The organism is Bacillus sp. UMB0893 (assembly GCF_002858905.1).
Lineage (GTDB): Bacteria > Bacillota > Bacilli > Bacillales > Bacillaceae > Bacillus_P.
Genome location: NZ_PKLB01000002.1, coordinates 28,457 through 51,299 on the forward strand (window position 1 = coordinate 28,457; position 22,843 = coordinate 51,299).

A 22,843-nucleotide genomic window follows, 5' to 3' on the forward strand; every position below is an offset into this window, starting at 1 on the left:
TCAATAATAAGAAAGAAAGGACAGCGATAAGCTGTCCTTTCTCTTAAAGATCATGGGGTTTAAAGGTTTTGCAATCAGTTTCCTCACTTCGGGAGGCTTTATCTCCTTTGTGACTGACTACATAGATGGCATCAGCTGTACACTGATTGCCTCTGCCCCAATACTCACAGTTGTTGACTTCACATAGTACTTCTCTTGGCATAAATCAAACCTCCTTTTTTAGGGTTCAACAGTTAGTGTTGCTTGATCTGGGTCGTTTCATACATAAGAAAAGCGTTTAAAGTTACTTCTAAAAAAAACAAGGAACCTGAAGTGTTCCTTGTTTTTTTATTTAGATATAGATGCGCATTGATGGCGAGCGGAATCGCCCAACTCCTCGGCGTCGGAGCTTAACTGGCGCTTCCGCTTTTCTTTTTAGGATTCATTTTGTTTTAAGTAACGTTTATCCTTCATAAACAATCTCCAAAAGAAAAAAAATCCAGGAAATAAGATTGAAAATCCTACAATATAAGTGATAAATAGAGCGTGGAATGTTTTAGGATGTGTAAATCCGTCCTGAATTGAAACATCCGGATAGATCATATAAGGCAGATGGCCGCGTCCATATGCGTAGCTTGCAAGTAAATATTGAATGGTTACCGCGACAACTGCAATTCTTGGTCTGCCAAGCTTCCGTTTGTCCTTTTGCGAAGGTAAAAAAAGCGCCCCGCCTGCAATCATAAACATCGCAACAGATCCAATCAAAAATGGCAAATATCCCATCATATTTGAATACAGCCAATTGGCTTCGGTACGCATTGTCAGCATGATCAAAAAACCCATGACCAGAGATAATGGTCCTAAAATCAGAGCATCCCGCCGATAAACTTTATAAGCTTCAGGTTCATTGGCAACATTTGAGTAATCTGACAGCAGCAGCGAAGATAAGAACAGTGTGCTCGTAATGGCAAATCCTATAAAAGCATAGGCGCTGGGGCTTGTCAGCAATTTACCAAGCTGCAGCTGATGCGCACCATTTACAACCTCAATGTATCCCCCATGTGTAATCGGAAGCACCAGCATTAAGAGAGCGGGGATGATAAAGCCGGAAATTCCTGAAACGTACGTGAGTGCCTTCTCATATCCTTTTGAATAATGGGAGAAAACAAGGAATCCGCTGCGAATCGCCAGCAGCAGAAGAATGATGCTTCCAGGAATAAGGAGGACGGTCCCTAAAATAAAAGTTGCCCCTGGGAAAAAGCCGAAAAGTGCAACGACAATGGCAACAATAAACACATTCGTTACTTCCCATGTTGGAGACAAATAACGGTTTGCGATATTAGTTGCATTCGTTTTTTCCTTATTGATATAGATCATTGACCAAAAACCTGCTCCGAAATCCATCGTAGCCATTACAGCATAGATAAAAACAAAGCCCCATATGACGGTAATTGCCAGCAATGCATCTGTTGTAATCATCTCTGTTGCGCCTCCATTTCAGCTTTAGTAAACACTAACCCCTTCACCATCACCCGCAGGTTTATCAAGTTCTTTTTCAACAGGATTGCGCCTGAAATAGTACACAAGAACAAGAATGACGGCGAGCCCTAAAATAGCATAAACCAATGTGAATAGAACAAACAGCGTTCCGATTTGACCAGAAGCTGTAACAACATCCTCTGTTTTCAATAAACGATAGATCACCCATGGCTGTCTGCCTGTGCAGGCAAAAATCCAACCGAATTCAATCGCCATCATGGAAAGAATCCCTGAAGGAACGAATAAAACAAGCATCCATTTAGGAAAATGGGGTTTTTTCAGGATTTTATACCAGAAGAATCCGACCATTGAGAGCAGGATCAGCAGACTTCCGATCCCGACCATTGCATTGAACAATGTATGTACAAAAAGCGGAGGCCAATATTCCTCTGGAAAATCATTCAGTCCGATCACCTCTGTTTTAAAACTGTTGTCTGCCAAAAAGCTCAGTGCCCATGGAATTTCAATGCCCCATTTTACTTCCTGTGTTTCCCGGTCAGTAAATCCGCCAACTGAAAGCGGGGCATATCGCTGTGTTTCAAACAAACCTTCTGCTGCAGCTAGCTTTTCTGGCTGATACTCATGAAGCATCTGTGCAGATTCATGACCATTAAGAGCTGTTAAAAATGAAAAGATGCCTCCAACAATCAGCCCCATCATTAATGCTTTACGATGAAAACGATAGAGGCGTTCATTTTTCATATTTCTGAGCATTTTGTAAGCTGAGATAGAAGCAATGACGAACGCACCCGTCATAAAGGCTGACACCACTACATGACCAGCTGTGACGATAAAGCTCGGATTGAAAAATGCTGCCCAGGGATCAACGTCAACAATTTCGCCATTTTCAATCCGAAAACCAGCAGGAGTCCCTTCAAATGCATGCACATTCGTAATTAAGATTGCGGATGCCGCTGCCCCGAACAGAACAAGGGAAACACTGATAATTCTCATGCGCGGAGAAATTCTGTCTGCTGCGTATACATAAATGGACATAAACAATGCTTCCACAAAAAAAGCGTAAATTTCTATTTGAAAAGGCAGTGCCATGACTCTTCCGATAACTTCCATAAACCCTGGCCACAACAGAGCAAGCTGCACGCCTGCAATCGTCCCAGTCGGAATCGCAACCCCGAGCAGCACCGCTTGCCCTTTTGTCCATCTTTTTGCCATGACCGCATAATCACTGTCCTTTGTTTTTTGGAACAGCAGCTCAGCAATCAGAATCATGAGAGGGAGCCCCACACCAAGTGATGCAAAGATAATATGAAAGCCCATTGTCGTCCCGAACAAGGATCTGGCTAATACGAGATCATCCATCTTATTCATCCGCCTTTCTTTCCCAACGTTGTAAGAATCTTTCCTTATTGTCCACATTTTTCTAGGAAATATGCTTCTCAGTTAAACGTTATTTTGAATCATTTTAATTCAACCAGTTTCCGCATTTCATCGCCAAATTTTAAAAGGTATCAACGTAAAACGTAATTTTGGAATTTATCCGACAAACATCATCCATTGACAAAAAGGGACAAACCCTGTAATATATAAATCGTAAGTATTACGATTAAAGGAGTGCTTTTAAAATGAAACAAGGAATCCATCCGGATTATCATAAAGTCGTATATATGGACACTAACAGCGGTTTTAAATTTTTAAGCGGATCAACTATGAAATCAAACGAAACAACAGAATGGGAGGACGGCAACACATACCCTCTCATTAAAATAGAAGTAAGCTCAGATACACACCCATTCTATACTGGCCGTCAAAAATTCGCGGACCGCGATGGACGAGCAGAGCGTTTCAAGAAAAAATACAATATGTAAGAAAAAACAAAAGCAGCCTGAGAACAAAATGTTCTTGGGCATCTTTTCTGTTTGCTGAAAGCTTGTAAGTCTTGGTACTCTTATAATGGAGGAGGCACGGCATTGAAACGAATCCCTGTGTATACAGTCAGCGGTTTTTTAGGAAGCGGTAAAACAACGGTTCTTGTAAAATTGGCTGAAGAATTTAAAAAAAGAGGAAAACAAGTAGGAATTATTTTAAATGAGCTTGGCGATGAAAATGTTGAAAAGCATTTATTTGAAGACCAGAAAGTGTACGAGCTGTTAAATGGATGCATCTGCTGTACAATCCAGGATGATTTAGTCAGAACATTGAAAGGCTTTTTAAGCGGAGAACAAGCAGACGTCCTCTTAATCGAGGGGACTGGAGTTGCTAATCCTTTGGAGATAAAAGATGTTTTACTATCTCCTGCATTGATTGAAGAGTTTGAGCTCATCTCAATGATAGGGATTGTGGACGCAAGCCACTATCTCGAGTATCAAAGCATGTTCTCAAGCTCAAAAGAAATTCGTTCTCTATTAAAAGAACAAATCATCTCATCGGATTTTATTATCCTGAATAAAATTGACATTGTGAATGAAAAAGAAAAAGAAAAAGTAAAACATAAAATCGAAAAAGTGATTTCGTCTGAAATAGAAATTTTCCCAGCTTCATATGGCAATGTTCCTTTTGAAAAACTTGCCGGACAAAGGCATCGGATCGTGTCGTTATCAGATACAAAAGAGCACCATCATCACCATCATCACACTATTGGAACATTAAAAATAGAAGACCTTCCATCGATTCAGCTTAAGGTCCTTGAATCATGGCTTAAGGAGATAAACGGACTGATTCGCGCCAAAGGCTATCTTCGTGTAGAAGGAGAAACAGATCCTAGGGAAATGCAATATGCTGCGAGAAAAACCGTGCTTTCTGATACCGAAGTAAACACTGAAAAAACAGTTTTGATCTTAATAGGACAAGATTTGAATATTGAAGAAATCAGAGACTCATTTAAGCGGATATTTCAGTGAAATAAGGAGGACCTTTTCATAAATTCCTTTTTTGTATGAAGGAGCGGATTACCGCTCGGATAATAAGAAAAACACTCTAGATTAAGAAACCAGGTTTCAGGATAATAAGGAATCTTTTTATAAATAAATACCGGCCATGGAATGGCCGGTATTTTGCTTTATTTCGATAATGCCGTTTTCAGGGTTTCTAAATTTCGTTTCATTAAACTAAAGTAGTCCTTGCTGTTTTTCGCATCTTCTTCTGAGATGGACTCTAAATTAGATAGCGTCAAGCTTTCTGCGCCGATTTCAGCTTGAACGATATCAGATATTTTGCTGTTTACGTTGTTTTCGAAAATAATATACTTCATGTTATGTTCTTTTGCCGTTTCGATAATGGACTGCAGCTGCTTTTGTGAAGGCTCTTGAGTTGGCGATAACCCAAGAACACTGATCTGCTCAATGCCGTAGCGTTCTTCCCAATATCCGTACGCTGCATGAGATACAAGAATCTCTTTTTTGCCTGCCGTTTCTATCGTTTCTTTATAATCTGCATCCAGTGCTTCAAGGTCTGCTTTCAGGGTTTTGAAATTCTTTTCGAATACAGCTTTTGATTCAGGATCTAATTCACTTAAACCATTTTTAATGTTTTCCGCTATTTGGATAGAAAGGGCAGGATCAAGCCAAATATGCGGATCTTTATCACCGTGCTCATGCTCATCATGAGCTTCTTCATCAGCATGCTCATCGTGACCTTCCTCATTAGCATGTTCGTCATGAGTTTCTTCGTCAGCATGCTCATCGTGACCTTCCTCATTAGCATGTTCGTCATGAGTTTCTTCGTCGGTATGCTCATCATGGCCTTCCTCATCAGAGGTTTCGTCATGAGATGAATCCGCTAACTCGATTCCTTCACCAGCTTTTATGATTTTTACTTTTTCAGCTTGAAGGGTTTCGGTTGCTTTTTCTGCAAATCCTTCTAGACCAACGCCGGAATATATGAATGCGTCTGCTTCTGCCATGTCGACCATATCTTTTGTAGTGGGTTCAAATGTATGGGCATCTGCATTTGCAGGATATACGCTTTCAACTTCAATCGCATCTCCGCCAATTTTCTTTGTGAAATCCTGTAATGGGAAAATGGTCGTATACACCTTTAGCTTTCCATCTTTTTCTGCATTCTGCTCATTGCCTGCACAGCCAGACATTGCTGTTCCAAGCAAAAGCGCAAGTGCCATTGTCATTCCTGTTTTTTTCATTATTTGCTCCTTATATAAATGGTATTTAGTTAGATTCACTATGTCCTTACACATTATATCGTAATACTTACGATTTGAGAACTAGTAAAATTCATCAAAAAATAGAAAAAGGATTCTAATAATTATGAAAAGGCCGGAAGAGGATCTTTAAGTGCTTTCCAGTCCATTCTCATTTCTTTTCCCGTTAATAGGCATCTATCAAGAGATGCTTCAACCTCTTCACGCTTAAGATCAATTCCTATTAAGACTAATTCTGTGATACGGTCTCCAAATGACGAATCCCATCTCTCAATTAGTTCTGGCTCATCCTTAAAAGCTTGAAGCTGTTCTTCTTCTGAGTAGGAAGCAACCCATTCACCGGCACCTTGAATCATGATCGACGTACCCGCTTGTGATAGAAGTCCTGTTGTATCGTTTCTGGAAGCAAGCCAGAAAAATCCTTTTGCCCGAACAACATCTGCGGGCCAATTTTCAAGCCAATTCATGAAACGTTCCGGGTGAAATGGTTTTCTTCTTCTGTAAACAAATGAGGAAATACCGTATTCCTCAGTTTCAGGTGTATGCTCTTCGTTTAATTCTTTGATCCAGCCTGCAGATTGGCTTGCTTTATCAAAATCAAAACTGTATGTGTTAAGAAGAGAATCTAGAGGAGCTTTGCTGAATGAAGTTTTTAAAATCGTGGCGTCTGGATTTAGCTTGCGAAGCACACCGTAAAGCTCATCTGTATCTTCATTTTCCACTAGATCTGTTTTATTCAGCAAAAGAACATTGGCAAATTCGATTTGATCGATTAATAAATCGATGACCTCACGCCTATCATTTTCATCTGTTCCATGCTTGCGGTCAAGCAGATTTTCTCCAGAAGAAAAATCCTCCCAAAACCGATTGCCGTCTACAACTGTGACCATGGTATCCAGCCTGCAGTATTTAGAAAGATCAATTCCGACTTCCTCATCAATATAAGTAAAGGTTTGTGCAACTGGAACCGGCTCGCTTATGCCAGAAGATTCAATGACGATGTAATCAATATTTCCTTCCTTTACAAGTCTTTCCACTTCGACCATTAAATCTTCGCGCAGCGTGCAGCAAATGCATCCATTTTGCATTTCTACTAGTTTTTCTTCTGTACGGCTGATGGCATCTTGTTTAATCAAGCTTCCATCGATATTGATTTCACTCATATCATTCACGATAACAGCGATTCGTTTTCCTTCTTTATTCTCAAGGATATGCTTAAGCAGTGTTGTTTTCCCGGCACCCAAGTAGCCGCTTAGCACTGTAACAGGTATTTGATTTGTCATTTCTATTAGTCCCCCTTAAATAATAATCATTACAATTTATAAAGAACATCATATAGCAAAACTAAACAAAAAAACAAGTGATATGGTATATTTAATAAAAATAGAGTTGTAAGGAGAATGACAGATGAGATTGTTAGATAAAATTATTGAACACAACCACCAATTTGTAGAAAACCATGACTATGAAAAGTTCCAGACAACAAAATTTCCTGATAAAAAACTTGTCATTTTATCTTGTATGGATACTCGCCTTGTTGAGCTTCTGCCGCAGGCAATGAATATTAAAAATGGCGATGTGAAAATCGTAAAAAGTGCTGGAGCCCTTGTTGCTCATCCATTTGGAAGTATTATGAGAAGCATTCTTGTAGCTGTCCTCGAACTTGGGGCAGATGAAGTCTGTGTAGTTGGCCATTATGATTGCGGCATGAGCAGCCTGAATCCGGAATCTTTTTTGGATAAAGCAATGAAACGCGGAATTTCAAAAGATCAGATTGATACCCTAAAATATTCAGGCATCCATTTAGAAGAATGGCTAAAAGGGTTTGATAACGTCGAAGAAAGTGTAAAACATAGTGTGAGTGTTATCCGCAACCATCCATTGCTTCCAAATGATGTACCTGTGCACGGGCTTATCATTGATCCATCAACCGGAAAATTAGACCTCGTGGCTGAAGGCTATCAACGCTGATCCTTCTTTTCAGGAACGGGATCAAATCCTCCGGGATGAAAAGGGTGGCATTTAAGGATGCGCTTCACTGTCAGATATCCGCCTTTTAAAGCGCCAAATCGTTTGATTGATTCAAGACCGTAATGAGAGCATGTCGGGTAAAAACGGCATGATGGCGGCTTTAGAGGAGAAATGGCTTTTTGATAAAAGCGTATAAGTGCAATGAATAGTTTTTTCATAATCGTCACCTCTTCTTATGCGATAAGTATACTGCATAAAAAGCAGAAGATAAAATTGGAAGGTTTAATTCAAACAAAATAGATGAATTTTATCGGAATTAATTGTATGATGAAGATAGAAGTCTTATGAAGGAGTGGTATTTATGCCATCAGTAGAAAGTTTTGAATTAGATCATAATGCAGTTAAAGCACCGTATGTGAGACATTGTGGCGTTCACAAAGTTGGAAGTGACGGTCTGGTAAATAAATTTGATATTCGCTTTTGCCAGCCGAATAAGCAGGCAATGAAGCCTGACGTAATTCATACATTGGAACATTTATTGGCATTCAATATTCGTACGCATGTTGAAAAATACGATCATTTCGATATTATTGATATTTCTCCAATGGGCTGCCAGACAGGCTATTATCTTGTAGTAAGCGGAGAGCCTACAGTGGAAGAAATCATCGACCTATTAGATGATACATTGAAAGATGCTATTGAAATCACTGAAATTCCAGCTGCTAATGAAAAACAATGCGGACAGGCAAAGCTTCATGATTTAGATGGGGCAAAACGTTTGATGCGTTTCTGGCTTGATCAAGATAAAAAAGAATTGGCAAAAGTATTTGGATAAAGATTTGAAAGAAGCACTCCTTATTTTGTTAAGGCAGTGCTTTTTTCTTGTTATATGAAAATGAGTTTGGTGCATGGTCGTTTTCATGAAGAGATATAATATTTTCAGTTGCGTGCAGATAATCATTTCGGTATACTGTTCTCATTGCTTAAACAGATGTCCGCATAAGGAAAACACCGCGGATGAGGAGGATGCATCATGATAGGACGATTGTTGATATCGTGTGAGGACAGGCCAGGGATTGTAGCAGCTGTCTCACGCTTTTTAGCTGATGAAGGAGCCAATATTATTCATTCTGACCAGCACTCTACAGATCCAGTAGGCGGTCTCTTTTTTATGAGAATTGAATTTCAGCTTATGGGGATAGAAGATAAAATCGAGGAAATCAAAACTCGTTTTCAATTGACAGCAGAGCCATTTAATATTACTTGGAGGATGTCATGCGCAAGCGATAAAAAGAAAATAGCCATTTTCGTTTCAAAAGAAGACCATTGCCTGCAGGACCTATTGCAGCGTTTTCGCCTCGGGGAACTTGCTGCTGATATAGAAATGGTCGTCAGTAATCACGATGATTTGAGAGAAATTGTTGAGCCTTTAGGGATTCCTTATCATCATATTCCGGCAACAAAGGATACGAGGGAAGAAGCGGCAATACAGCACCTGTCATTACTTGAAGAAGCGAACGTTGATACCATCGTGCTGGCACGCTACATGCAAATCATTCCGCAAGTGATGATTGAACGATATGAAAATCATATTATTAATATTCATCATTCCTTTTTGCCTGCATTCGTTGGCGGAAAACCATATAACCAAGCTTATGATCGCGGCGTAAAGATAATTGGCGCCACTGCTCATTACGTAACAGAAGAGCTTGATCAGGGACCAATTATTGAACAGGACGTTGAACGGGTCAGTCATCGCTATCAGATTAAGGACTTAAAACGAATCGGCAGAGATGTAGAAAAGCTTGTATTGTCGAGAGCCGTAGGCTGGCATTTGGATGATAAAGTGCTCGTTTATGAAAATAAGACAGTTGTGTTTCCGTAAAAACTGAAATTATATGAAAAGGCAGACGGATCAACCGTCTGTCTTTTCATATATGCATCCTATCTTTTTAATAAGAAAGAGTTTATAATAATTAAAACGTAATAATTACGATTTAAAAGGAGCAAATTATAAATAAAGAGGTGTTTTTGATGAACGAACATTTGATGAACATATTTACACGTGAAATCATTTCCAGACTTCCTCGGACTAAGAAAAACGTATATCAATTCATTGAAGGAATGGAAGATCAGCTGGCATCACAGTGTGAAACCAAAGAACAGTTTTTAACTCTTCTTGCAGAGAAGTCTCCTTATCAGCAGGCAGCCGATCGTTTTCATATGTCTTTGCAGGAAATGCATGAGCTAATGAAAGCAATTGAAGATGAGATAAACAACAGGCTTGACTTGAAAATTAAAAAACATAGATGGATTGACTATACAGATAAAGTGCTTAAAAATCAGGAGGCATCAAATCAAAATAAGAAGTTTTTCCTTTTTGTCTCTTAATTTAGGGCAAACAAAAAAGAACCTCGCTATGAGCAACGAAGTCCTGAATTATTTCTGCACACTTTGTTTTAAATCAATTTTCTCATACACTTTATCAAGCAGGTCCTTATCATTTAAGATTGTTTTTTTATTTTCTTCAACTAGTTCTTTGAATGTTTTCTTTTTAATTCTCATTCTTTCATACTCCTTTTTCACTTGTATGTCTATGTTTAACCAAATCATAATATTCTTTCTCTAAATCGCTCAGGCAAAGCTCATATAGCTGACAGTCTGCTTTTTTATAGATACCCAGATCCAGCAGTTCTTCTATAATATATGTTTTTCTGCTTGCAACAGCTTGGCGTAATTTTGTACTCATAAAAGAAGGAAACACCACTTTCTAAAAGATAATGATAATCATTATCAATTAAATTATATATGTTATTCTTGAAAAGGGCAAGGACTTTCAAAAAATGTTTGAAGCGTTTTTTTTAAGTTTATATTTGATATTTTATGAAACACATGTTTAAATAGTAATCATTACGTTTTATTAAATCGTATAAATCATAAAGAAGAAAGGATGGAAGTTGTGGCAAAAAAATCAATGGTTGCAAAAGAGAAGAAACGTCAGGAAATGGTTGAAAAATATAGAGAGCTGAGATTAGAGTTAAAAGAAAAAGGGGATTATGAAGCATTGAGAAGGCTGCCGCGGGACTCATCTCCAACTCGTTTGAAAAACAGATGTGAAGTGACTGGCAGACCAAGAGGATACTTAAGAAAGTTTAAGCTATCAAGAATAGCATTCCGTGAATATGCTCATAAAGGGCAAGTGCCAGGTGTGAAAAAAGCAAGCTGGTAAACTCATAAAATCGCTGAAAGATGGATGCAACGATCAGCTTTATTTAAAAAATGCGAGTGACTTTTGTAGTTACCCGCATTTTTAATCTTTATTTTCGATATGAAAGCTCTGCAATCGCATCATGAAGATGGATCGATTCTTCATTGCGGCATTCGACTTTGAAAGCTGACACGAAATCAAGCTCGTATAGGTCTGCTGCAACCAATCGAACCATGTCTTCTACAAAGCGGGGATTTTCATACGCCTTTTCCGTCACCATTTTCTCATCAGGGCGTTTTAGGACAGGGTGAATCATAGCACTTGCATTCGTTTCAGCTGCAGCAAGCAATGCTTCTTTCCAATCTCGTTCCTCACGATAGTCTTCTGTAAATTCAACATCCATTGTAATAAAGCCACGCTGATTATGTGCGCTGTATTCGCTGATCTCTTTAGAACAAGGGCAAAGGGTAGTGACTGCGCATGTCAGCTTTGCACTCGAAGTAAATCCCTTTCCTTCTATGTAGCTGATTTTCAAGTTTGCAGTGGCATGATTTAAGCCGGCAAGCTGTGAACTCGGACCTTTTCTTTCATAAAACCAAGGGAACGTGACTTCAATTTCAGCATCTTTTTGTTTCAGGCGTTCTGCGAGCTCTTTCGTAAAATCATAAAGTTCGTTTAGGGAGAGAGTAAACCCTCCGTTTAACCGGTATTTTTCAAGCTGCTCTGTAAAGCGGCTCATGTTTGTGCCCTTTGCTTCATATGAAATGGATGAAGTCATTTTAAACGATGCAACGGTTGCTTGTTCGTTTGGGCTTAATGATGAATGGATGTTAACTGGATATTTCACATTGCTGATTCCAACGGCATTTATATGAAATAAAAAATCTTTTTTTGAATTTTGCAGGTCAGGCATTTTGTCTTTTTCGGTTGGTTTTGTTTTTAAACCCGGTTCAACTGAGCCGAAGAGTCTGTGTCTCTCTTTTTTCGGCGGTAATGTAATATCTCTTTTCATAGGTGTTCTCCTCTCAAGTGCCTCAATAATAGAGAGTATACTGTACAAAGATAGAAAACAGCAATGAAAAATGCTTTTAATAGTGATTAAGGCAGGTTTCACGGATGATTTGCAAATTATAAGCGCGAAATTTTCACTAATTTGCATAATCTCTGGACAACCCTCGTATGATATAATGCTAGAAGAAAAGAATAGGATTGGAGTTTTAAGATGAAAAAACCAGCCTCTTCTATTATGAAAGAGACATTTGCTCTTGCATTAATAGGATTGTTTATTTATCTTTTTATTTTCATAGATTTCGGGGATTTTCAGATTGATGCCCCTAAAGCCTTTTTAAATTTAAACACGGTCTTTTTAAGCATTATTCTTGAGGCCATTCCCTTTATTTTGCTCGGGGTATTTGTCTCAGCCCTCATTCAATCGTTTGTCTCAGAAGAAATGATTCAGCGCTTTTTACCGAAAAATGCAATCATAGCCCTTTTTCCGGCAGCGCTGCTTGGAATTATCTTTCCTGTATGCGAATGTGCCATTGTTCCGATTGTAAGACGCTTAATTAAAAAAGGAATGCCGCTTCACGTTGGAATTGTCTTTTTAGTTGCTGCACCGATTCTAAATCCAGTTGTATTTGCTTCTACTTATTACGCTTTTCAATCTTCTAAAGAAATTGTTTATGGTCGAATGGGTTTAGCGTTTGTTGTGTCCATTCTGGTTGGATTCATCGTTTATCTTCTATTTAAAAACCGGGATCAGCTGAAATGGACAAGAGAAGAACTTGTTGGAAGAACAGCAGAAACAGAACCTATTAAAGGTGTGAACAAATGGAAGGAAACACTCTTCCATGCCAGTGATGAGTTTTTTGAAATGGGAAAATATCTGATTCTGGGCGCATTTATTGCAAGTGTTTTTCAGACCTTCTTAGATCGTTCTTTATTGGCGGAACTGGGCTCAAGCGAGTTCTTATCACCTGCAATCATGATGGCGTTCGCATATATTTTATCCCTTTGTTCAGAGGCAGATGCTTTTGTGGCTGCTTCGTTTGGAGGCACGTTCACTGCAGGTTCCCTGCTGGCGTTCCTCGTGTATGGCCCGATGGTCGATCTGAAAAATACAATCATGCTGTTTGCTTTTTTCAGAGTGAAATTTGTGATGGCATTTATCGGAATTGTAACGGCGGTCGTTTATGTTTCCGTCTTGGTATACCAGCAATTTCTCTTATAAAGGAGGGAATCCTGAATCTATGGAAAACCAAAGAGATTATCGTTTCCACTTATACTTGCGCGGGATCATCTTAATGGGATTTACAATGCTCCTCTTTAAGCTGATTATTACAGGAGATATCCAAAACTTTATCGCACCTCGAATGCTGCCGTTCATCTATTTTGCGGTCATTACTTTTTTGCTCTTAGGTGTCGTTCAAATTTGGAGAAGCGGCAGTAAGAATGAAGAAGAATTGTATTGCAATTGCGGCTTTGATCATTCAGGAAAAAGTACACCGATTCAGTCAATCATTATTTATTCATTCTTTATTTTCCCTGTCGTAACCGGCTTTGTTTTCCCGGATGTTGTCCTGGATAGCTCTATTGCGGCAAAACGAGGCTTTAAAACAGGTTTAACACAATCTCAAGAGACAGCCAAAAGTGAGGATGCTCCAATGGATGAGGAGCTTGCAGACCTCTATTTGCAGGATCCTGATGAATACATGAAACAGCTTGAAGAACGTGTTGAGGAAAAATCAGAATCACCAGAATCAAGCCCTGATGTCCCGCTTGAACATCCTGAAGGCTTCCAAATTCAAGCACCGCCAGAAGGGTATTATGAAGAGCTGGAAGCAGATATGCTAAAAAGTGACAAAATCGTTTTAACTGAAAAGAATTACATTGCCATGACGAATATCATGGATAAAAACCCTGAAAAATTTGCTGGCAAAAAAGTAGAAATGTTCGGATTTGTATACAGAGAAGATGATTTTGAACAAGATCAGTTTGTTGTAGCAAGATTTGGGTTATCCTGCTGTGTCGCAGATGCCTCTGTATATGGAACACTCGCTTCCATTGCGGATGGAGAAAAATATAAGCAGGATGAGTGGGTTAAAGTCAGCGGAGTTATCAAAAGTGTGAACTATCAAGACTGGGTTCTTCCAAATGTTGAGATCCAATCGATTGAAAAGATCGAGCAGCCTAAGGAACCTTATGTATATGAACAATATTGATAAATTACAAAAAAGCTTGCCGGGTATTCTATTTCCGGCAAGCTTTTATTTATTTTAGGGCATTCACAGCGTTTATTAATCCATGTCCTGATTGACCGTCGTATCCATTTTTAAACAAATCAACTGAAGAAGTTTGAATGATATGCTTTATCTTTGATGGAGAAAGCTGATCTTTTCCATGCTTTGCAATTATTACCCCAGCAAGAGCAGCTACTTTCGGTGCTGCCATTGATGTTCCGCCTTTATAGCCATAACCTCCTGGAACAGTGCTTAAGCATAAGTAACTATTATCTCTGCCTGTCCCATTGGCAGGGTTATAGTTTGGTCCTAAATCACCGCCTGGCGCAATGACGTCAATTTTACCAACTCCGTAGTTTGAATAGAAAGCTAAGTTTTTAAGCTGACCTCCAGCTGAAACTCGAATCATATTTTGGCTGCTAGGGCTTCTGTGAGTTGCTCCATTGTCTTCACCCGACAGTTTTCCTGGACTGCTGATATCAACTGCGTTGTTTCCGGCTGAACCCACAACCGTTACGCCTTTTTGAATAGCATACTTAATCGCACGGTTAAAGAGATGGACATCAGCTACGATGTCTTTTGTGGCAAACTCAGGATTTTGATACCAGTCATATCCACCCAAAGACATGTTCACTACATCTACGTTATCATCAGCAGCAGTCATAAGAGCTTCAGCGATATGAGCGGTTTCTGCTCCGCCAGTTGCACCAAAAACACGGTATGAAGCTACTTTTAAATCAGGGCCAACTCCCATTGTTCTTCCTTTAGCAGCTATAGATCCTGCTACATGTGTTCCATGTCCATTTTCATCTTTAGGATCTGCAATACCCGGCACAAATGATTTTCCATAAGCATAATTTTCTTTTAGATCAGGGTGAGTATAATCAATGCCAGTATCAATGACCCCTACTACAATATTCTCTCCTGAAGCTGTTTTTCCAGTACCCCCGGCAAGCTTCCATGAGTCGCCATTTTCTGTAACCTGCTTAATATCCCATTGAAGCTGCTCATATAAATCTGCTGTTGCTGCTTCAGCCTCTTGATAGGAAATTGCAGCTTCAGCTGCTGGAGTTTCCGGGTATAGAGTGTTCTGTATGCCCGCTTCTGTAATTTGGGAGGATTTTTTTACTTCTTTAAGAAAATCAGGATTGGCAGAAGTAACCTCAACTGCTCCTACCTTTTCTAGTTTATTGTTGATTTTTCCGCCAGCTTTTTTTACTAATTCATCATATCCAGATGGTAAATTGGTCTCGTTTTTGAAAATAACGATGTATTTTTTTTCAAGAGTTTCAGCTTGTCCTGTTGGTGCACTGCTGCTGAAAACAGCAGAAGTGAGTAGTACAGCACTTAATACCCCAGCATATAGTCCTTTTTTAACAATCATTATGTATAACCTCCTTTATTTTCTTAATTTTCATTATATTATAAAAAATACTTCAAAAATGAATATATTTCGTCAACATTCACACTGTTACTGATATATAGCATGTCTTTAGATTCAGTACCAATGAATGTTTTACAATTATTGAAAAATCATAAAGACTATTTGTATACTTAATTGACTGTTCATATCTTCATATAACAGATAAATTTGTCGAAAGTATAATACAATCAACACACTTACCTCTTTGATAAGAACACAAAAGTTGATTGAAAAAACACCTGAATTTTCAGGTGTTCACTTTTCCTCTTCACTTTTATTTCGATAGTTATCTGAATCCTCATTTTGATTGCTGTTATGAAGAGGATCAATCTTATGTTCGTATTTATATGCTTTAGATGTTGTTAAAACACTAAGCAAAAGCACAACAATAACAATAATGATGCAAATGATAAAAACAAAAATCATATGGAAGCCTCCCCCTATATGTTTATCATTTTAACAGAAAATCCCCTTAGACCGTGTTTTATTTTTCGGCAATAAGGGTAATTTACTAATACATAAGGAGGAGATTAAGGATGTCAGAAAAATTAGTGCAAACCGTTAATAAACAAGTAGCGAACTGGACTGTTTTATATGAGAAATTACATAATTACCATTGGTATGTGAAAGGTCAAAATTTCTTTACGCTTCATGAAAAGTTTGAAGAGCTGTATAATGAGGCTCACCTCCATATTGATGAGCTTGCAGAACGTTTGCTCGCACTTGAGGGGGCACCTGTCGCAACGTTGAAAGAGTGTCTTGAACTTTCAACTATAAGCGAAGCAGAAGGTAAGGAAACAGCGGAGCAAATGGTAAAAACCGTTTATGATGATTTCTCAAAACTTGCTGATGAATTGAAAGAAGGCATGGAACTGGCTGATGAAGTTGGCGATGAGACGACAGGCGATATGCTGCTTGCGATTCATCAAAGCTTAGAAAAGCATAACTGGATGCTAAAATCTTTCTTAGGAAAATAAAGGCTGCCTGATAGCAGTTTTTTTCTTTATTGGATAAATCGTCTTATTCAGCTTTTACTGAAGTTGCCGAAAATAGGAGTGAGAGGAGGGTGAACATGACACTGAGTTCAATCACGGCTGGCCAAGTCAGTCAGCTTCAGCAAACATTAAGCATGAATCTTCTGCAAAGCCAAATGGCCACGCAGGCAGCACATGTGACAGTTATGATGGAGGATTTCACACAGGCACAGGCTTCACTTCCAAGTCATCCATCACTTGGCAGCAAAATCGATGTGAAGATTTAAGCAGCGTATAAGGCCGGTCCATTGAAAATGGATTGGCCTTTTATGTCAGGTGATACTTAATATGGATTGCTTTTACACGTTACCCGAAGCTGTTCATATATCTGAACTGAACATGAAAGTCGAGCTCCCCTTTTTTGCAGTTTTTAATAGTGATCTAAAACTTATCCAGCAATTTTTTAAAACATGACAGCCGAATAATTTGTTCATTTATGGGAAAAAAATAAACAATGGACAAGTAAAGGGGCGCTAAGAGAAATGTCAGACACGAAACAAACTTATTATGTAACCGTAGCGAATGGAGAAATCTCACAGCTGAGCACTGCTGCACCTTGGGATTATAAAATTGAGGCGACAGAAGAAGAAATAACAACATTAAGAGAGTATTTCGATCAAGTGTATTCTTCAGATTGGCAAGGATTTTACAGAGCTCATGTTCCGTATTTAGAATATCACTATGACAGACAAAATGATGCGGTGGATCAAACCAATATCAAGATTTTTGAAATGATTTATCAGCTTGGGGATGAAGAGGCAAAAAATCACATTCGCTCTCAGGGAATACTAAAAAGCATCGAAGAACAACAATAGGTCTTATGCAATCTCTTTCATTGTGATAAGATTTTTATGGACACATAGAAATTGAGGGATAGAATAATGTTTCGATTTAAAGATTATTATCACAATGAAGTTCATTTATCTTTTGAAGATTATCCTTTTTCAAAGGATCCTAAGCACGTTTGGGTCATTTGCAGATATAAAGACAAATGGCTGCTAACGATTCATAGTGATCGAGGCTATGAATTTCCCGGAGGCAAAGTCGAACATTCCGAAAATGCGGATGATGCCGCCATAAGAGAAGTTAAAGAAGAAACAGGCGGAAGTGTCGGCAAGTTAACGTACATAGGTCAGTATAAGGTTCTTGGAAAAGAAAAAACGATTATCAAGAATATCTATTTTGCAGAAATTGATAAGATTATCCCGCAAACAGACTACTTAGAAACAAACGGGCCCATTCTGCTAGAATCTCTGCCGCCAGACATTCAAAGAAACAGGAAGTTTAGCTTTATCATGAAAGATGATGTACTCGTTAGAAGTTTGGAAAAAGTATTAGAAGAATATATTTAAGTGAATTCCGGCAAATGATGCTGGGATTTTTTTGATATATAAAGGCAGATTTCATAGTTTTTCGTTTTGTGCAGTTGCAGGGACTCAGAAGAGCACTCCTTCTTTGACAGGGATAGCGGGAATTCATTGGATTGACCGCTTGGCCACATTTCTGGCCGCTAGGGACTAATTTCTGACCGTTCACTCCAGTTTCTGACCGCTCAGCTTCGTTTGTGACCGTTCAGACAATTTTTGTCAGATTTCCATATTCAGTACGGAACGCTGTGTTCAATAGAACGCACTAAATACGATTGAATCAGCAATGTTATAGAATAGTGCATAAAAATAAAACCTTTATTATGGTAAATATAGTAATATTATAAGAGGAAGAAAAAGGCAGACTGAATTTTCTATAAACAAAGGGGATTTTTTATGACACACAGTGAACCGAGATATATTTGGATAGCGATTGCACTTTTATTAGTCATTTCAAGTTTTTTTGTTGTCCTGATAGTTCCGTATACGCTGCATAATATTCTATTTTATACAGCTAACACGGCAATGATTCAAACACCTAAGCTTGTCCTGTACATGTACGGAATATCGATGGGAATTATGGCAATCGCCTGTTTCGTGATGTATTTGAATCAGAAGAAATTATGGAAGTTTGCGCTGCCGCTTTTTATTGCTGGAATGGCTGGAATTGCTCTCGGAACAGATCATTATAAAGTTGTGACTTACGATGAAATCAAGTTCAGCAAACCATGGTCGTTTACAGAAGAGAGCTACAAGTGGGATGAGGTAGAGCAAATCATTACTGAGAAATCAGAGGATAAAAGTGTTCGTTGGCAAGTGAAAATGTTTTTTAAGGATGGGGAAGAACTTGTTTTTGTCCGCGACAGAAACTTCAATAATAGCCACAGTAATTTTTATTCAGCGGCAAAAATAAACAAGGTGCCTTATAAAGGAATCAATGATTAGTCAAAAAGCGATAGACTCAGAGGATTTTCTTCTAGCTGTAGAAACGGATATAAACACAAAAAAAGCTTTCGAAAATCGAAAGCCTTTTTTGCATAATATTTACACTCCAATTGAAGCTGTAATATTTTCTTTTTTCAGGAAATCAGCCAGTAAATCCGGTGCAGTTAAATAAATTAGCCCATTCCCTTCAAGACTCTTAGGAAACCCTAATGGAATCGTCCGCTTCATCAATTGAGCATAAATTTCAGGCTCAGTGAGTGTGCGTTCAAATTCACTTTCTGATAAAAGCTTCACTAAAGCAAGTGCACCTGCAACGTGAGGAGCTGACATTGAAGTACCGCTGAAAACAGCATATTTTCCGCCCGGTATGGTTGAAATGATTTTTTCACCTGGGGCGACTGCATCTATTTCATCATTTGAATTTGTAAAATAAGAAGATTTTCTTTGTAAATTAACCGCTCCTGCTGAGATCACTTCATTGTAGCTTCCCGGATAAGAGAATTCAGCTGTTTTGCTGTTACCATCTCCTTCATTTCCAGCTGCGCATACAACAAGAATCTGATTCTGAACGGCTTTTTGAATGACTTCGTGCAGTTCAGGGACATCTTCAGGACCTCCGAGAGACATCGAGATAATATCAGCTTTTTCAGAAATGGCATAATCTATTGCGTTAACAATCCATTCATATGCTCCAGAACCTTCTTCACCTGCAAGTGCTTTTAAAATAAGCAGTTTCGCTTCTGGCGCGACGCCGATCACACCGGATTCAGCATTAACAGCAGCGATCGTACCTGCGACATGCGTTCCGTGGCCATTGTAATCCGTAAATACCTCAGGGTCTCCGTTGTCATCATCCGTAAAGTTACGGCCACCAACTACTCGTCCCTCTAAATCTGGATGCTGCGCATCACAGCCTGTATCGATGACGGCTATTAAGATATCTTTGCCTTTAAAACCTTTGCTCCAAAGTGAAGGCGCTTGAATCAATTCAACACCTTCCGGGATTTGCTGTGCTTCCACGAGCTGATTGTCGACTTTGTACGGAATTAACTTCATTGCTTTTTCCATTACAATCCCTCCTAATCATTTCTTAAGGAACAAAACATGCAGCCAGATATAGGATGTTAAAACTATCTGAACTTTCTGTAAAATTCTATCATTTTTTTTAAAATCTATCAAATGCCAAATAGACTAGAGATAAATAATGAAAATGGCACAGGAGCCAAAAACAATTTCACCATTCTAGGCTGGAGAACGATTTCGTAATTTCTGGACCGAACAGCTATTTTCAGAGATTTTACTGCTTGTAATGCAGGCTGCCGAGTTGGGAGGGATTCCGGAAAAACAAAAATACGACCCTATGAAGGCCGTATAGCTATTCATCATCCTTAACCAGCTTTCTCTCAAGCAGCTCAACAGCCTGATACATGATTGTAGCGAAGCAGGCGATAATGATGAGAGAGAGGAGTACAAGTGTAAAGTTGAAAACTTGAAATCCATAGATAATCATATATCCCAATCCTTTTGCTGACACGAGGAATTCTCCTACAATGACACCGACCCATGACAATCCTACGTTTACTTTTAATGTCGAAATGATTGTAGGAAATGATGAGGGTAATACTGCCTCTTTAAACATCTGCCATTTAGATGCTCCGAAGGTTTGTAAAACCTTTAGATAGTTTGAATCTATTTCTCTAAACGCTGTATAGACGACAATGGCTGTAATAATGATAGAAATGATAGCCCCCATCGCGATTATGGAAAAATAACCGGGTCCAAGTGCGACAATCAGAATCGGACCAAGGGCTACTTTCGGCATAGCATTTAAAATGACCAAGTAAGGATCCAGTATATTGGAGAGCCGCTTTGACCACCATAACATTGCAGCAAGGATAGTGCCAAGGAGAGTGCCGATGATAAATCCAAGCACAGTTTCAAATAAAGTTACACTCAAATTTGATAGGAGTGATCCATCAGCTGTTTTTTCAAGAAACAAGTTCCATATTTTCGAAGGGTAACTGAATAAGAGCGGATCAATCCATTCTCGCTTTCCAGCTATCTCCCAAAACGAGAAAAATGTGATAAAAATTAGAATTTGGTAAAATCGAACCCAGCGCTTTTCCCGCTTTAAACTTTTTAAATAAGATTGGTGCAGCCTGTTTAACTCATTCTTTTCCATCAAGTTGATCCAGCTCCTTCCAAATGTGCTGAAATAGGTCTGTATAGGAGGGGTGCTGTCTCGCTGCAAACGGCGTCAGGCTTTTTAATTCTTCTGGAACGTGGAATGTTTGTGCGATTTTACCTGGTCTAGGGGAAAGCAGAAAAATCCGGTCACTCATAGCGATGGCTTCACCGATATCATGCGTGACAAGGAGAGCTGTCTTCTGAAAGTCTTTCAATGTGCTCCAAACAAGGTCTTCAAGCTTAAGTTTTGTTTGGTAGTCTAACGCTGAAAAAGGTTCGTCAAGCATAAGCAGCTTTGGATTCGTTGAAAGTGTTCTGACAAGTGCCGCGCGCTGTCTCATTCCGCCCGAAAGCTGACGGGGATAATTCTTTTCCACATTATCCAGACCCATATCTTTTAACAGAGAGAGGGTCTTTCCTTTAGCTTCGGCTGAATGATTTTTAGAGATTTTTAAACCGATTAATATATTTTCTGCAATTGTTTTCCAAGGAAATAGGTAATCCTGCTGCAGCATGTATCCAATTGCTGATGAATCATGTTTGATCGGCTTGCCTTCCATTAAAATGCTGCCTTTTGTCGGGGTAATCAATCCGGCGATAATGGAGAGCAGCGTAGTTTTACCGCAGCCGCTAGGGCCGAGGAAGGAAATAAATTCTCCTTCCTCTACTTGTAAATCAATGTCTTCTAATGCAAGGGTTGCTGATTCTTTAGTAAAATACATATGGTGGATATGCTGGACCGTCAGGAAAGACATGTTTAAACCTCCTTACTTTGCTGCATCTTCGGCGAACTTGGTATTGACGAGAGTCTTGTGATCAATACGTTTTGGCAATTCGTTCGCTTCTTCCATAATGTTTTGCAGATTCGTCCATTCATCTTCATCCAGAATTGGGTCTGTGGCAAATGAGCCTTGTTGTTTATAGCGTTCTACGACCGTAGTGATGATCTCAAGCTCAGTATCTTTAAATTGGTTTGCAATTGCTTTTGCAATAGATTCAGCACTGTTTTCTTCAATCCATTGCTGTGCTTTGTAAATAGCCTTTGTGAACTTTGCTGCAGCTTCGGAATTCTTTTTCAGGAAGCTTTCTTTTGCCATAAATGTTGTATATGGCACTTTACCTGACTCTTCACCGAAAGAAGCTACAATGTGTCCTGTGCCTTCTTTTTCAAAAATACTTGCAGTTGGCTCAAATAATTGGACATAGTCGCCTGTTCCTGAAGCAAATGCACTCGCAATATTAGCAAAGTCAATATTTTGAATCAGATTTAAATCATTGTGCGGATCAATTCCATGCTGCTTTATTACGAATTCTCCTACCATCTGCGGCATACCGCCCTTGCGCTGTCCCAGGAATGTGCTGCCTTTTAGCTGATCCCAGCTAAAATCTTCTACTTTTTCTCTTGAGACGAGAAATGTGCCGTCTGTTTGAGTAAGCTGAGCAAAATTAATGACAGGATCCTTTGAGTCCTGGGCAGAAACGTAAATGGATGTTTCTGAGCCAACAAGTGCGATATCAGCTCCATCAGAGAGCAGAGCTGTCATTGTTTTATCTCCGCCCCATGTCGTCGTAAGCTCAACATCCAGACCTTCGTCTTCAAAAAAACCTTCTGACATCGCTGCATACAATGGTGCATAGAAGATGGAATGGGTAACTTCGGCTAAACGAATTTTTTCTGGCTTGTTTTGATTGCACGCACTTAGTGTAAAGATAAGAAGAGCAAACACCGCAAAGCCAATGAGCCTTTTTTTCATATGAAATCCTCCTTGGTGACAACCACCTTCAAAAAATATAAAATGAGTATCCAGTAATGGAACGCCTAAAATAATGTATGAGA

The 22,843-nt window shown here is 39.0% G+C and carries 29 protein-coding genes; 14 read left to right on the forward strand and 15 right to left on the reverse strand.

The annotated features are described in order from the left end of the window. Positions 1 to 43: 43 nt before the first annotated feature. The 3 genes from CYJ36_RS05745 to CYJ36_RS05755 form a co-directional block, all read right to left on the reverse strand. Positions 44 to 202, reverse strand: coding sequence for a DUF1540 domain-containing protein (locus CYJ36_RS05745; protein WP_101565750.1), 159 nt, complete (start codon positions 200 to 202; stop codon positions 44 to 46). Between the two features lie 212 nt (positions 203 to 414). Next, on the reverse strand, positions 415 to 1,458 hold the full coding sequence (locus CYJ36_RS05750; RefSeq protein WP_101565752.1) for a cytochrome d ubiquinol oxidase subunit II: 1,044 nt from the start codon (positions 1,456 to 1,458) through the stop codon (positions 415 to 417). A gap of 24 nt (positions 1,459 to 1,482) precedes the next feature. Beyond that, positions 1,483 to 2,838, reverse strand: a complete 1,356-nt coding sequence (locus CYJ36_RS05755) for a cytochrome ubiquinol oxidase subunit I (protein ID WP_101565754.1) — start codon at positions 2,836 to 2,838, stop codon at positions 1,483 to 1,485. A 263-nt stretch (positions 2,839 to 3,101) separates the two neighbouring features. Between CYJ36_RS05755 and CYJ36_RS05760 the strand changes: the two genes are divergently transcribed. Continuing rightward, entirely contained in the window at positions 3,102 to 3,344 is a 243-nt protein-coding gene (locus CYJ36_RS05760) for a type B 50S ribosomal protein L31 (protein ID WP_101565756.1), read from the forward strand. A 102-nt stretch (positions 3,345 to 3,446) separates the two neighbouring features. After that, positions 3,447 to 4,376 carry a CobW family GTP-binding protein gene (locus tag CYJ36_RS05765; RefSeq protein ID WP_180850100.1) on the forward strand — a complete coding sequence of 310 codons (930 nt, stop codon included), beginning with the start codon at positions 3,447 to 3,449 and terminating at the stop codon, positions 4,374 to 4,376. Between the two features lie 158 nt (positions 4,377 to 4,534). Here the strand turns inward: CYJ36_RS05765 and CYJ36_RS05770 are convergent, their stop codons facing one another. Then, positions 4,535 to 5,614, reverse strand: a complete 1,080-nt coding sequence (locus CYJ36_RS05770) for a metal ABC transporter substrate-binding protein (RefSeq protein WP_101565760.1) — start codon at positions 5,612 to 5,614, stop codon at positions 4,535 to 4,537. Between the two features lie 122 nt (positions 5,615 to 5,736). Beyond that, the gene (locus tag CYJ36_RS05775; RefSeq protein ID WP_101565762.1) at positions 5,737 to 6,915 is read right to left on the reverse strand and encodes a GTP-binding protein; all 1,179 of its coding nucleotides are present in this window, start codon (positions 6,913 to 6,915) and stop codon (positions 5,737 to 5,739) included. Positions 6,916 to 7,039: 124 nt separating this feature from the next. Between CYJ36_RS05775 and CYJ36_RS05780 the strand changes: the two genes are divergently transcribed. Then, positions 7,040 to 7,603 (forward strand): beta-class carbonic anhydrase, encoded by a 564-nt coding sequence (locus CYJ36_RS05780; RefSeq protein ID WP_101565764.1) that lies wholly within the window; start codon positions 7,040 to 7,042, stop codon positions 7,601 to 7,603. On the opposite strand, the gene yidD is transcribed toward CYJ36_RS05780, so the two are convergent. Next, a complete protein-coding gene (gene yidD, locus CYJ36_RS05785; protein ID WP_101565765.1) occupies positions 7,594 to 7,821 on the reverse strand; it encodes a membrane protein insertion efficiency factor YidD in 228 nt (75 codons plus the stop codon). The two genes, CYJ36_RS05780 and yidD, sit on opposite strands and share 10 nt — an antisense overlap. 143 nt (positions 7,822 to 7,964) lie before the next feature. Here yidD and CYJ36_RS05790 point away from each other — a divergent pair, with 143 nt between their 5' ends. From CYJ36_RS05790 to CYJ36_RS05800, 3 genes are all read left to right on the forward strand, one after another. Next, complete coding sequence (locus CYJ36_RS05790) at positions 7,965 to 8,438, forward strand: S-ribosylhomocysteine lyase (protein ID WP_101565767.1); 474 nt, start codon at positions 7,965 to 7,967, stop codon at positions 8,436 to 8,438. A gap of 198 nt (positions 8,439 to 8,636) precedes the next feature. Next, a complete protein-coding gene (purU, locus tag CYJ36_RS05795) occupies positions 8,637 to 9,488 on the forward strand; it encodes a formyltetrahydrofolate deformylase (protein ID WP_101565769.1) in 852 nt (283 codons plus the stop codon). A 149-nt stretch (positions 9,489 to 9,637) separates the two neighbouring features. Next, a complete protein-coding gene (locus tag CYJ36_RS05800; protein WP_101565771.1) occupies positions 9,638 to 9,994 on the forward strand; it encodes a hypothetical protein in 357 nt (118 codons plus the stop codon). Between the two features lie 48 nt (positions 9,995 to 10,042). Here the strand turns inward: CYJ36_RS05800 and CYJ36_RS05805 are convergent, their stop codons facing one another. Together CYJ36_RS05805 and CYJ36_RS05810 are read right to left on the reverse strand one after the other, a co-directional pair. Then, positions 10,043 to 10,168, reverse strand: coding sequence for an FbpB family small basic protein (locus tag CYJ36_RS05805; protein WP_101565773.1), 126 nt, complete (start codon positions 10,166 to 10,168; stop codon positions 10,043 to 10,045). Between the two features lie 4 nt (positions 10,169 to 10,172). Next, positions 10,173 to 10,352: a Fur-regulated basic protein FbpA gene (locus CYJ36_RS05810; protein WP_101565775.1), complete on the reverse strand. Its 180-nt coding sequence runs from the start codon at positions 10,350 to 10,352 to the stop codon at positions 10,173 to 10,175. Positions 10,353 to 10,562: 210 nt separating this feature from the next. Here CYJ36_RS05810 and rpsN point away from each other — a divergent pair, with 210 nt between their 5' ends. Further along, positions 10,563 to 10,832, forward strand: a complete 270-nt coding sequence (gene rpsN, locus CYJ36_RS05815) for a 30S ribosomal protein S14 (protein WP_101566495.1) — start codon at positions 10,563 to 10,565, stop codon at positions 10,830 to 10,832. An 88-nt stretch (positions 10,833 to 10,920) separates the two neighbouring features. On the opposite strand, the gene folE2 is transcribed toward rpsN, so the two are convergent. Further along, a complete protein-coding gene (gene folE2, locus CYJ36_RS05820; RefSeq protein ID WP_101565777.1) occupies positions 10,921 to 11,823 on the reverse strand; it encodes a GTP cyclohydrolase FolE2 in 903 nt (300 codons plus the stop codon). A 210-nt stretch (positions 11,824 to 12,033) separates the two neighbouring features. Between folE2 and CYJ36_RS05825 the strand changes: the two genes are divergently transcribed. After that, complete coding sequence (locus CYJ36_RS05825; RefSeq protein ID WP_101565779.1) at positions 12,034 to 13,041, forward strand: permease; 1,008 nt, start codon at positions 12,034 to 12,036, stop codon at positions 13,039 to 13,041. Positions 13,042 to 13,060: 19 nt separating this feature from the next. Then, positions 13,061 to 14,032 carry a TIGR03943 family putative permease subunit gene (locus CYJ36_RS05830; RefSeq protein ID WP_180850102.1) on the forward strand — a complete coding sequence of 324 codons (972 nt, stop codon included), beginning with the start codon at positions 13,061 to 13,063 and terminating at the stop codon, positions 14,030 to 14,032. Positions 14,033 to 14,081: 49 nt separating this feature from the next. On the opposite strand, the gene CYJ36_RS05835 is transcribed toward CYJ36_RS05830, so the two are convergent. Together CYJ36_RS05835 and ytzI are read right to left on the reverse strand one after the other, a co-directional pair. Next, positions 14,082 to 15,434 carry a S8 family peptidase gene (locus tag CYJ36_RS05835; protein ID WP_101565783.1) on the reverse strand — a complete coding sequence of 451 codons (1,353 nt, stop codon included), beginning with the start codon at positions 15,432 to 15,434 and terminating at the stop codon, positions 14,082 to 14,084. Positions 15,435 to 15,728: 294 nt separating this feature from the next. Continuing rightward, entirely contained in the window at positions 15,729 to 15,899 is a 171-nt protein-coding gene (ytzI, locus tag CYJ36_RS05840) for a YtzI protein (protein ID WP_101565786.1), read from the reverse strand. 110 nt (positions 15,900 to 16,009) lie between these two features. Here ytzI and CYJ36_RS05845 point away from each other — a divergent pair, with 110 nt between their 5' ends. The 5 genes from CYJ36_RS05845 to CYJ36_RS05865 all read left to right on the forward strand — a co-directional run bounded on the left by CYJ36_RS05845 (position 16,010) and on the right by CYJ36_RS05865 (position 18,819). Beyond that, positions 16,010 to 16,450, forward strand: a complete 441-nt coding sequence (locus CYJ36_RS05845; protein ID WP_101565788.1) for a Dps family protein — start codon at positions 16,010 to 16,012, stop codon at positions 16,448 to 16,450. A gap of 95 nt (positions 16,451 to 16,545) precedes the next feature. Beyond that, on the forward strand, positions 16,546 to 16,734 hold the full coding sequence (locus CYJ36_RS05850; RefSeq protein ID WP_101565790.1) for a polyribonucleotide nucleotidyltransferase: 189 nt from the start codon (positions 16,546 to 16,548) through the stop codon (positions 16,732 to 16,734). A gap of 255 nt (positions 16,735 to 16,989) precedes the next feature. Beyond that, on the forward strand, positions 16,990 to 17,322 hold the full coding sequence (locus CYJ36_RS05855; RefSeq protein ID WP_101565792.1) for a hydrolase: 333 nt from the start codon (positions 16,990 to 16,992) through the stop codon (positions 17,320 to 17,322). Positions 17,323 to 17,388: 66 nt separating this feature from the next. Beyond that, positions 17,389 to 17,859 carry an RNA deprotection pyrophosphohydrolase gene (gene ytkD, locus CYJ36_RS05860; RefSeq protein ID WP_101565794.1) on the forward strand — a complete coding sequence of 157 codons (471 nt, stop codon included), beginning with the start codon at positions 17,389 to 17,391 and terminating at the stop codon, positions 17,857 to 17,859. 411 nt (positions 17,860 to 18,270) lie between these two features. Further along, on the forward strand, positions 18,271 to 18,819 hold the full coding sequence (locus CYJ36_RS05865) for a hypothetical protein (RefSeq protein ID WP_101565796.1): 549 nt from the start codon (positions 18,271 to 18,273) through the stop codon (positions 18,817 to 18,819). Between the two features lie 99 nt (positions 18,820 to 18,918). Here the strand turns inward: CYJ36_RS05865 and CYJ36_RS05870 are convergent, their stop codons facing one another. The 4 genes from CYJ36_RS05870 to CYJ36_RS05885 all read right to left on the reverse strand — a co-directional run bounded on the left by CYJ36_RS05870 (position 18,919) and on the right by CYJ36_RS05885 (position 22,760). Continuing rightward, positions 18,919 to 19,887 carry a S8 family peptidase gene (locus CYJ36_RS05870; RefSeq protein ID WP_101565798.1) on the reverse strand — a complete coding sequence of 323 codons (969 nt, stop codon included), beginning with the start codon at positions 19,885 to 19,887 and terminating at the stop codon, positions 18,919 to 18,921. 307 nt (positions 19,888 to 20,194) lie between these two features. Beyond that, the gene (locus CYJ36_RS05875) at positions 20,195 to 21,001 is read right to left on the reverse strand and encodes an ABC transporter permease (protein WP_101565800.1); all 807 of its coding nucleotides are present in this window, start codon (positions 20,999 to 21,001) and stop codon (positions 20,195 to 20,197) included. Beyond that, entirely contained in the window at positions 20,988 to 21,761 is a 774-nt protein-coding gene (locus CYJ36_RS05880) for an ABC transporter ATP-binding protein (protein ID WP_101565803.1), read from the reverse strand. Before CYJ36_RS05880 ends, CYJ36_RS05875 begins: the two co-directional genes overlap by 14 nt. A 12-nt stretch (positions 21,762 to 21,773) precedes the next feature. Then, positions 21,774 to 22,760, reverse strand: a complete 987-nt coding sequence (locus CYJ36_RS05885) for an ABC transporter substrate-binding protein (RefSeq protein ID WP_101565805.1) — start codon at positions 22,758 to 22,760, stop codon at positions 21,774 to 21,776. Between the last annotated feature and the right edge of the window lie 83 nt (positions 22,761 to 22,843).

Coding starts and splice junctions, on each gene's coding strand:
- CYJ36_RS05745 (WP_101565750.1), bottom strand. CDS start 202: ATGCCAAGAGAAGTACTATGTGAAGTCAACAACTGTGAGTATTGGGGC.
- CYJ36_RS05750 (WP_101565752.1), bottom strand. CDS start 1,458: ATGATTACAACAGATGCATTGCTGGCAATTACCGTCATATGGGGCTTT.
- CYJ36_RS05755 (WP_101565754.1), bottom strand. CDS start 2,838: ATGGATGATCTCGTATTAGCCAGATCCTTGTTCGGGACGACAATGGGC.
- CYJ36_RS05760 (WP_101565756.1), top strand. CDS start 3,102: ATGAAACAAGGAATCCATCCGGATTATCATAAAGTCGTATATATGGAC.
- CYJ36_RS05770 (WP_101565760.1), bottom strand. CDS start 5,614: ATGAAAAAAACAGGAATGACAATGGCACTTGCGCTTTTGCTTGGAACA.
- CYJ36_RS05775 (WP_101565762.1), bottom strand. CDS start 6,915: ATGACAAATCAAATACCTGTTACAGTGCTAAGCGGCTACTTGGGTGCC.
- CYJ36_RS05780 (WP_101565764.1), top strand. CDS start 7,040: ATGAGATTGTTAGATAAAATTATTGAACACAACCACCAATTTGTAGAA.
- yidD (WP_101565765.1), bottom strand. CDS start 7,821: ATGAAAAAACTATTCATTGCACTTATACGCTTTTATCAAAAAGCCATT.
- CYJ36_RS05790 (WP_101565767.1), top strand. CDS start 7,965: ATGCCATCAGTAGAAAGTTTTGAATTAGATCATAATGCAGTTAAAGCA.
- purU (WP_101565769.1), top strand. CDS start 8,637: ATGATAGGACGATTGTTGATATCGTGTGAGGACAGGCCAGGGATTGTA.
- CYJ36_RS05800 (WP_101565771.1), top strand. CDS start 9,638: ATGAACGAACATTTGATGAACATATTTACACGTGAAATCATTTCCAGA.
- CYJ36_RS05805 (WP_101565773.1), bottom strand. CDS start 10,168: ATGAGAATTAAAAAGAAAACATTCAAAGAACTAGTTGAAGAAAATAAA.
- CYJ36_RS05810 (WP_101565775.1), bottom strand. CDS start 10,352: ATGAGTACAAAATTACGCCAAGCTGTTGCAAGCAGAAAAACATATATT.
- folE2 (WP_101565777.1), bottom strand. CDS start 11,823: ATGAAAAGAGATATTACATTACCGCCGAAAAAAGAGAGACACAGACTC.
- CYJ36_RS05825 (WP_101565779.1), top strand. CDS start 12,034: ATGAAAAAACCAGCCTCTTCTATTATGAAAGAGACATTTGCTCTTGCA.
- CYJ36_RS05830 (WP_180850102.1), top strand. CDS start 13,061: ATGGAAAACCAAAGAGATTATCGTTTCCACTTATACTTGCGCGGGATC.
- CYJ36_RS05835 (WP_101565783.1), bottom strand. CDS start 15,434: ATGATTGTTAAAAAAGGACTATATGCTGGGGTATTAAGTGCTGTACTA.
- ytzI (WP_101565786.1), bottom strand. CDS start 15,899: ATGATTTTTGTTTTTATCATTTGCATCATTATTGTTATTGTTGTGCTT.
- CYJ36_RS05845 (WP_101565788.1), top strand. CDS start 16,010: ATGTCAGAAAAATTAGTGCAAACCGTTAATAAACAAGTAGCGAACTGG.
- CYJ36_RS05850 (WP_101565790.1), top strand. CDS start 16,546: ATGACACTGAGTTCAATCACGGCTGGCCAAGTCAGTCAGCTTCAGCAA.
- CYJ36_RS05855 (WP_101565792.1), top strand. CDS start 16,990: ATGTCAGACACGAAACAAACTTATTATGTAACCGTAGCGAATGGAGAA.
- ytkD (WP_101565794.1), top strand. CDS start 17,389: ATGTTTCGATTTAAAGATTATTATCACAATGAAGTTCATTTATCTTTT.
- CYJ36_RS05865 (WP_101565796.1), top strand. CDS start 18,271: ATGACACACAGTGAACCGAGATATATTTGGATAGCGATTGCACTTTTA.
- CYJ36_RS05870 (WP_101565798.1), bottom strand. CDS start 19,887: ATGGAAAAAGCAATGAAGTTAATTCCGTACAAAGTCGACAATCAGCTC.
- CYJ36_RS05875 (WP_101565800.1), bottom strand. CDS start 21,001: ATGGAAAAGAATGAGTTAAACAGGCTGCACCAATCTTATTTAAAAAGT.
- CYJ36_RS05880 (WP_101565803.1), bottom strand. CDS start 21,761: ATGTCTTTCCTGACGGTCCAGCATATCCACCATATGTATTTTACTAAA.
- CYJ36_RS05885 (WP_101565805.1), bottom strand. CDS start 22,760: ATGAAAAAAAGGCTCATTGGCTTTGCGGTGTTTGCTCTTCTTATCTTT.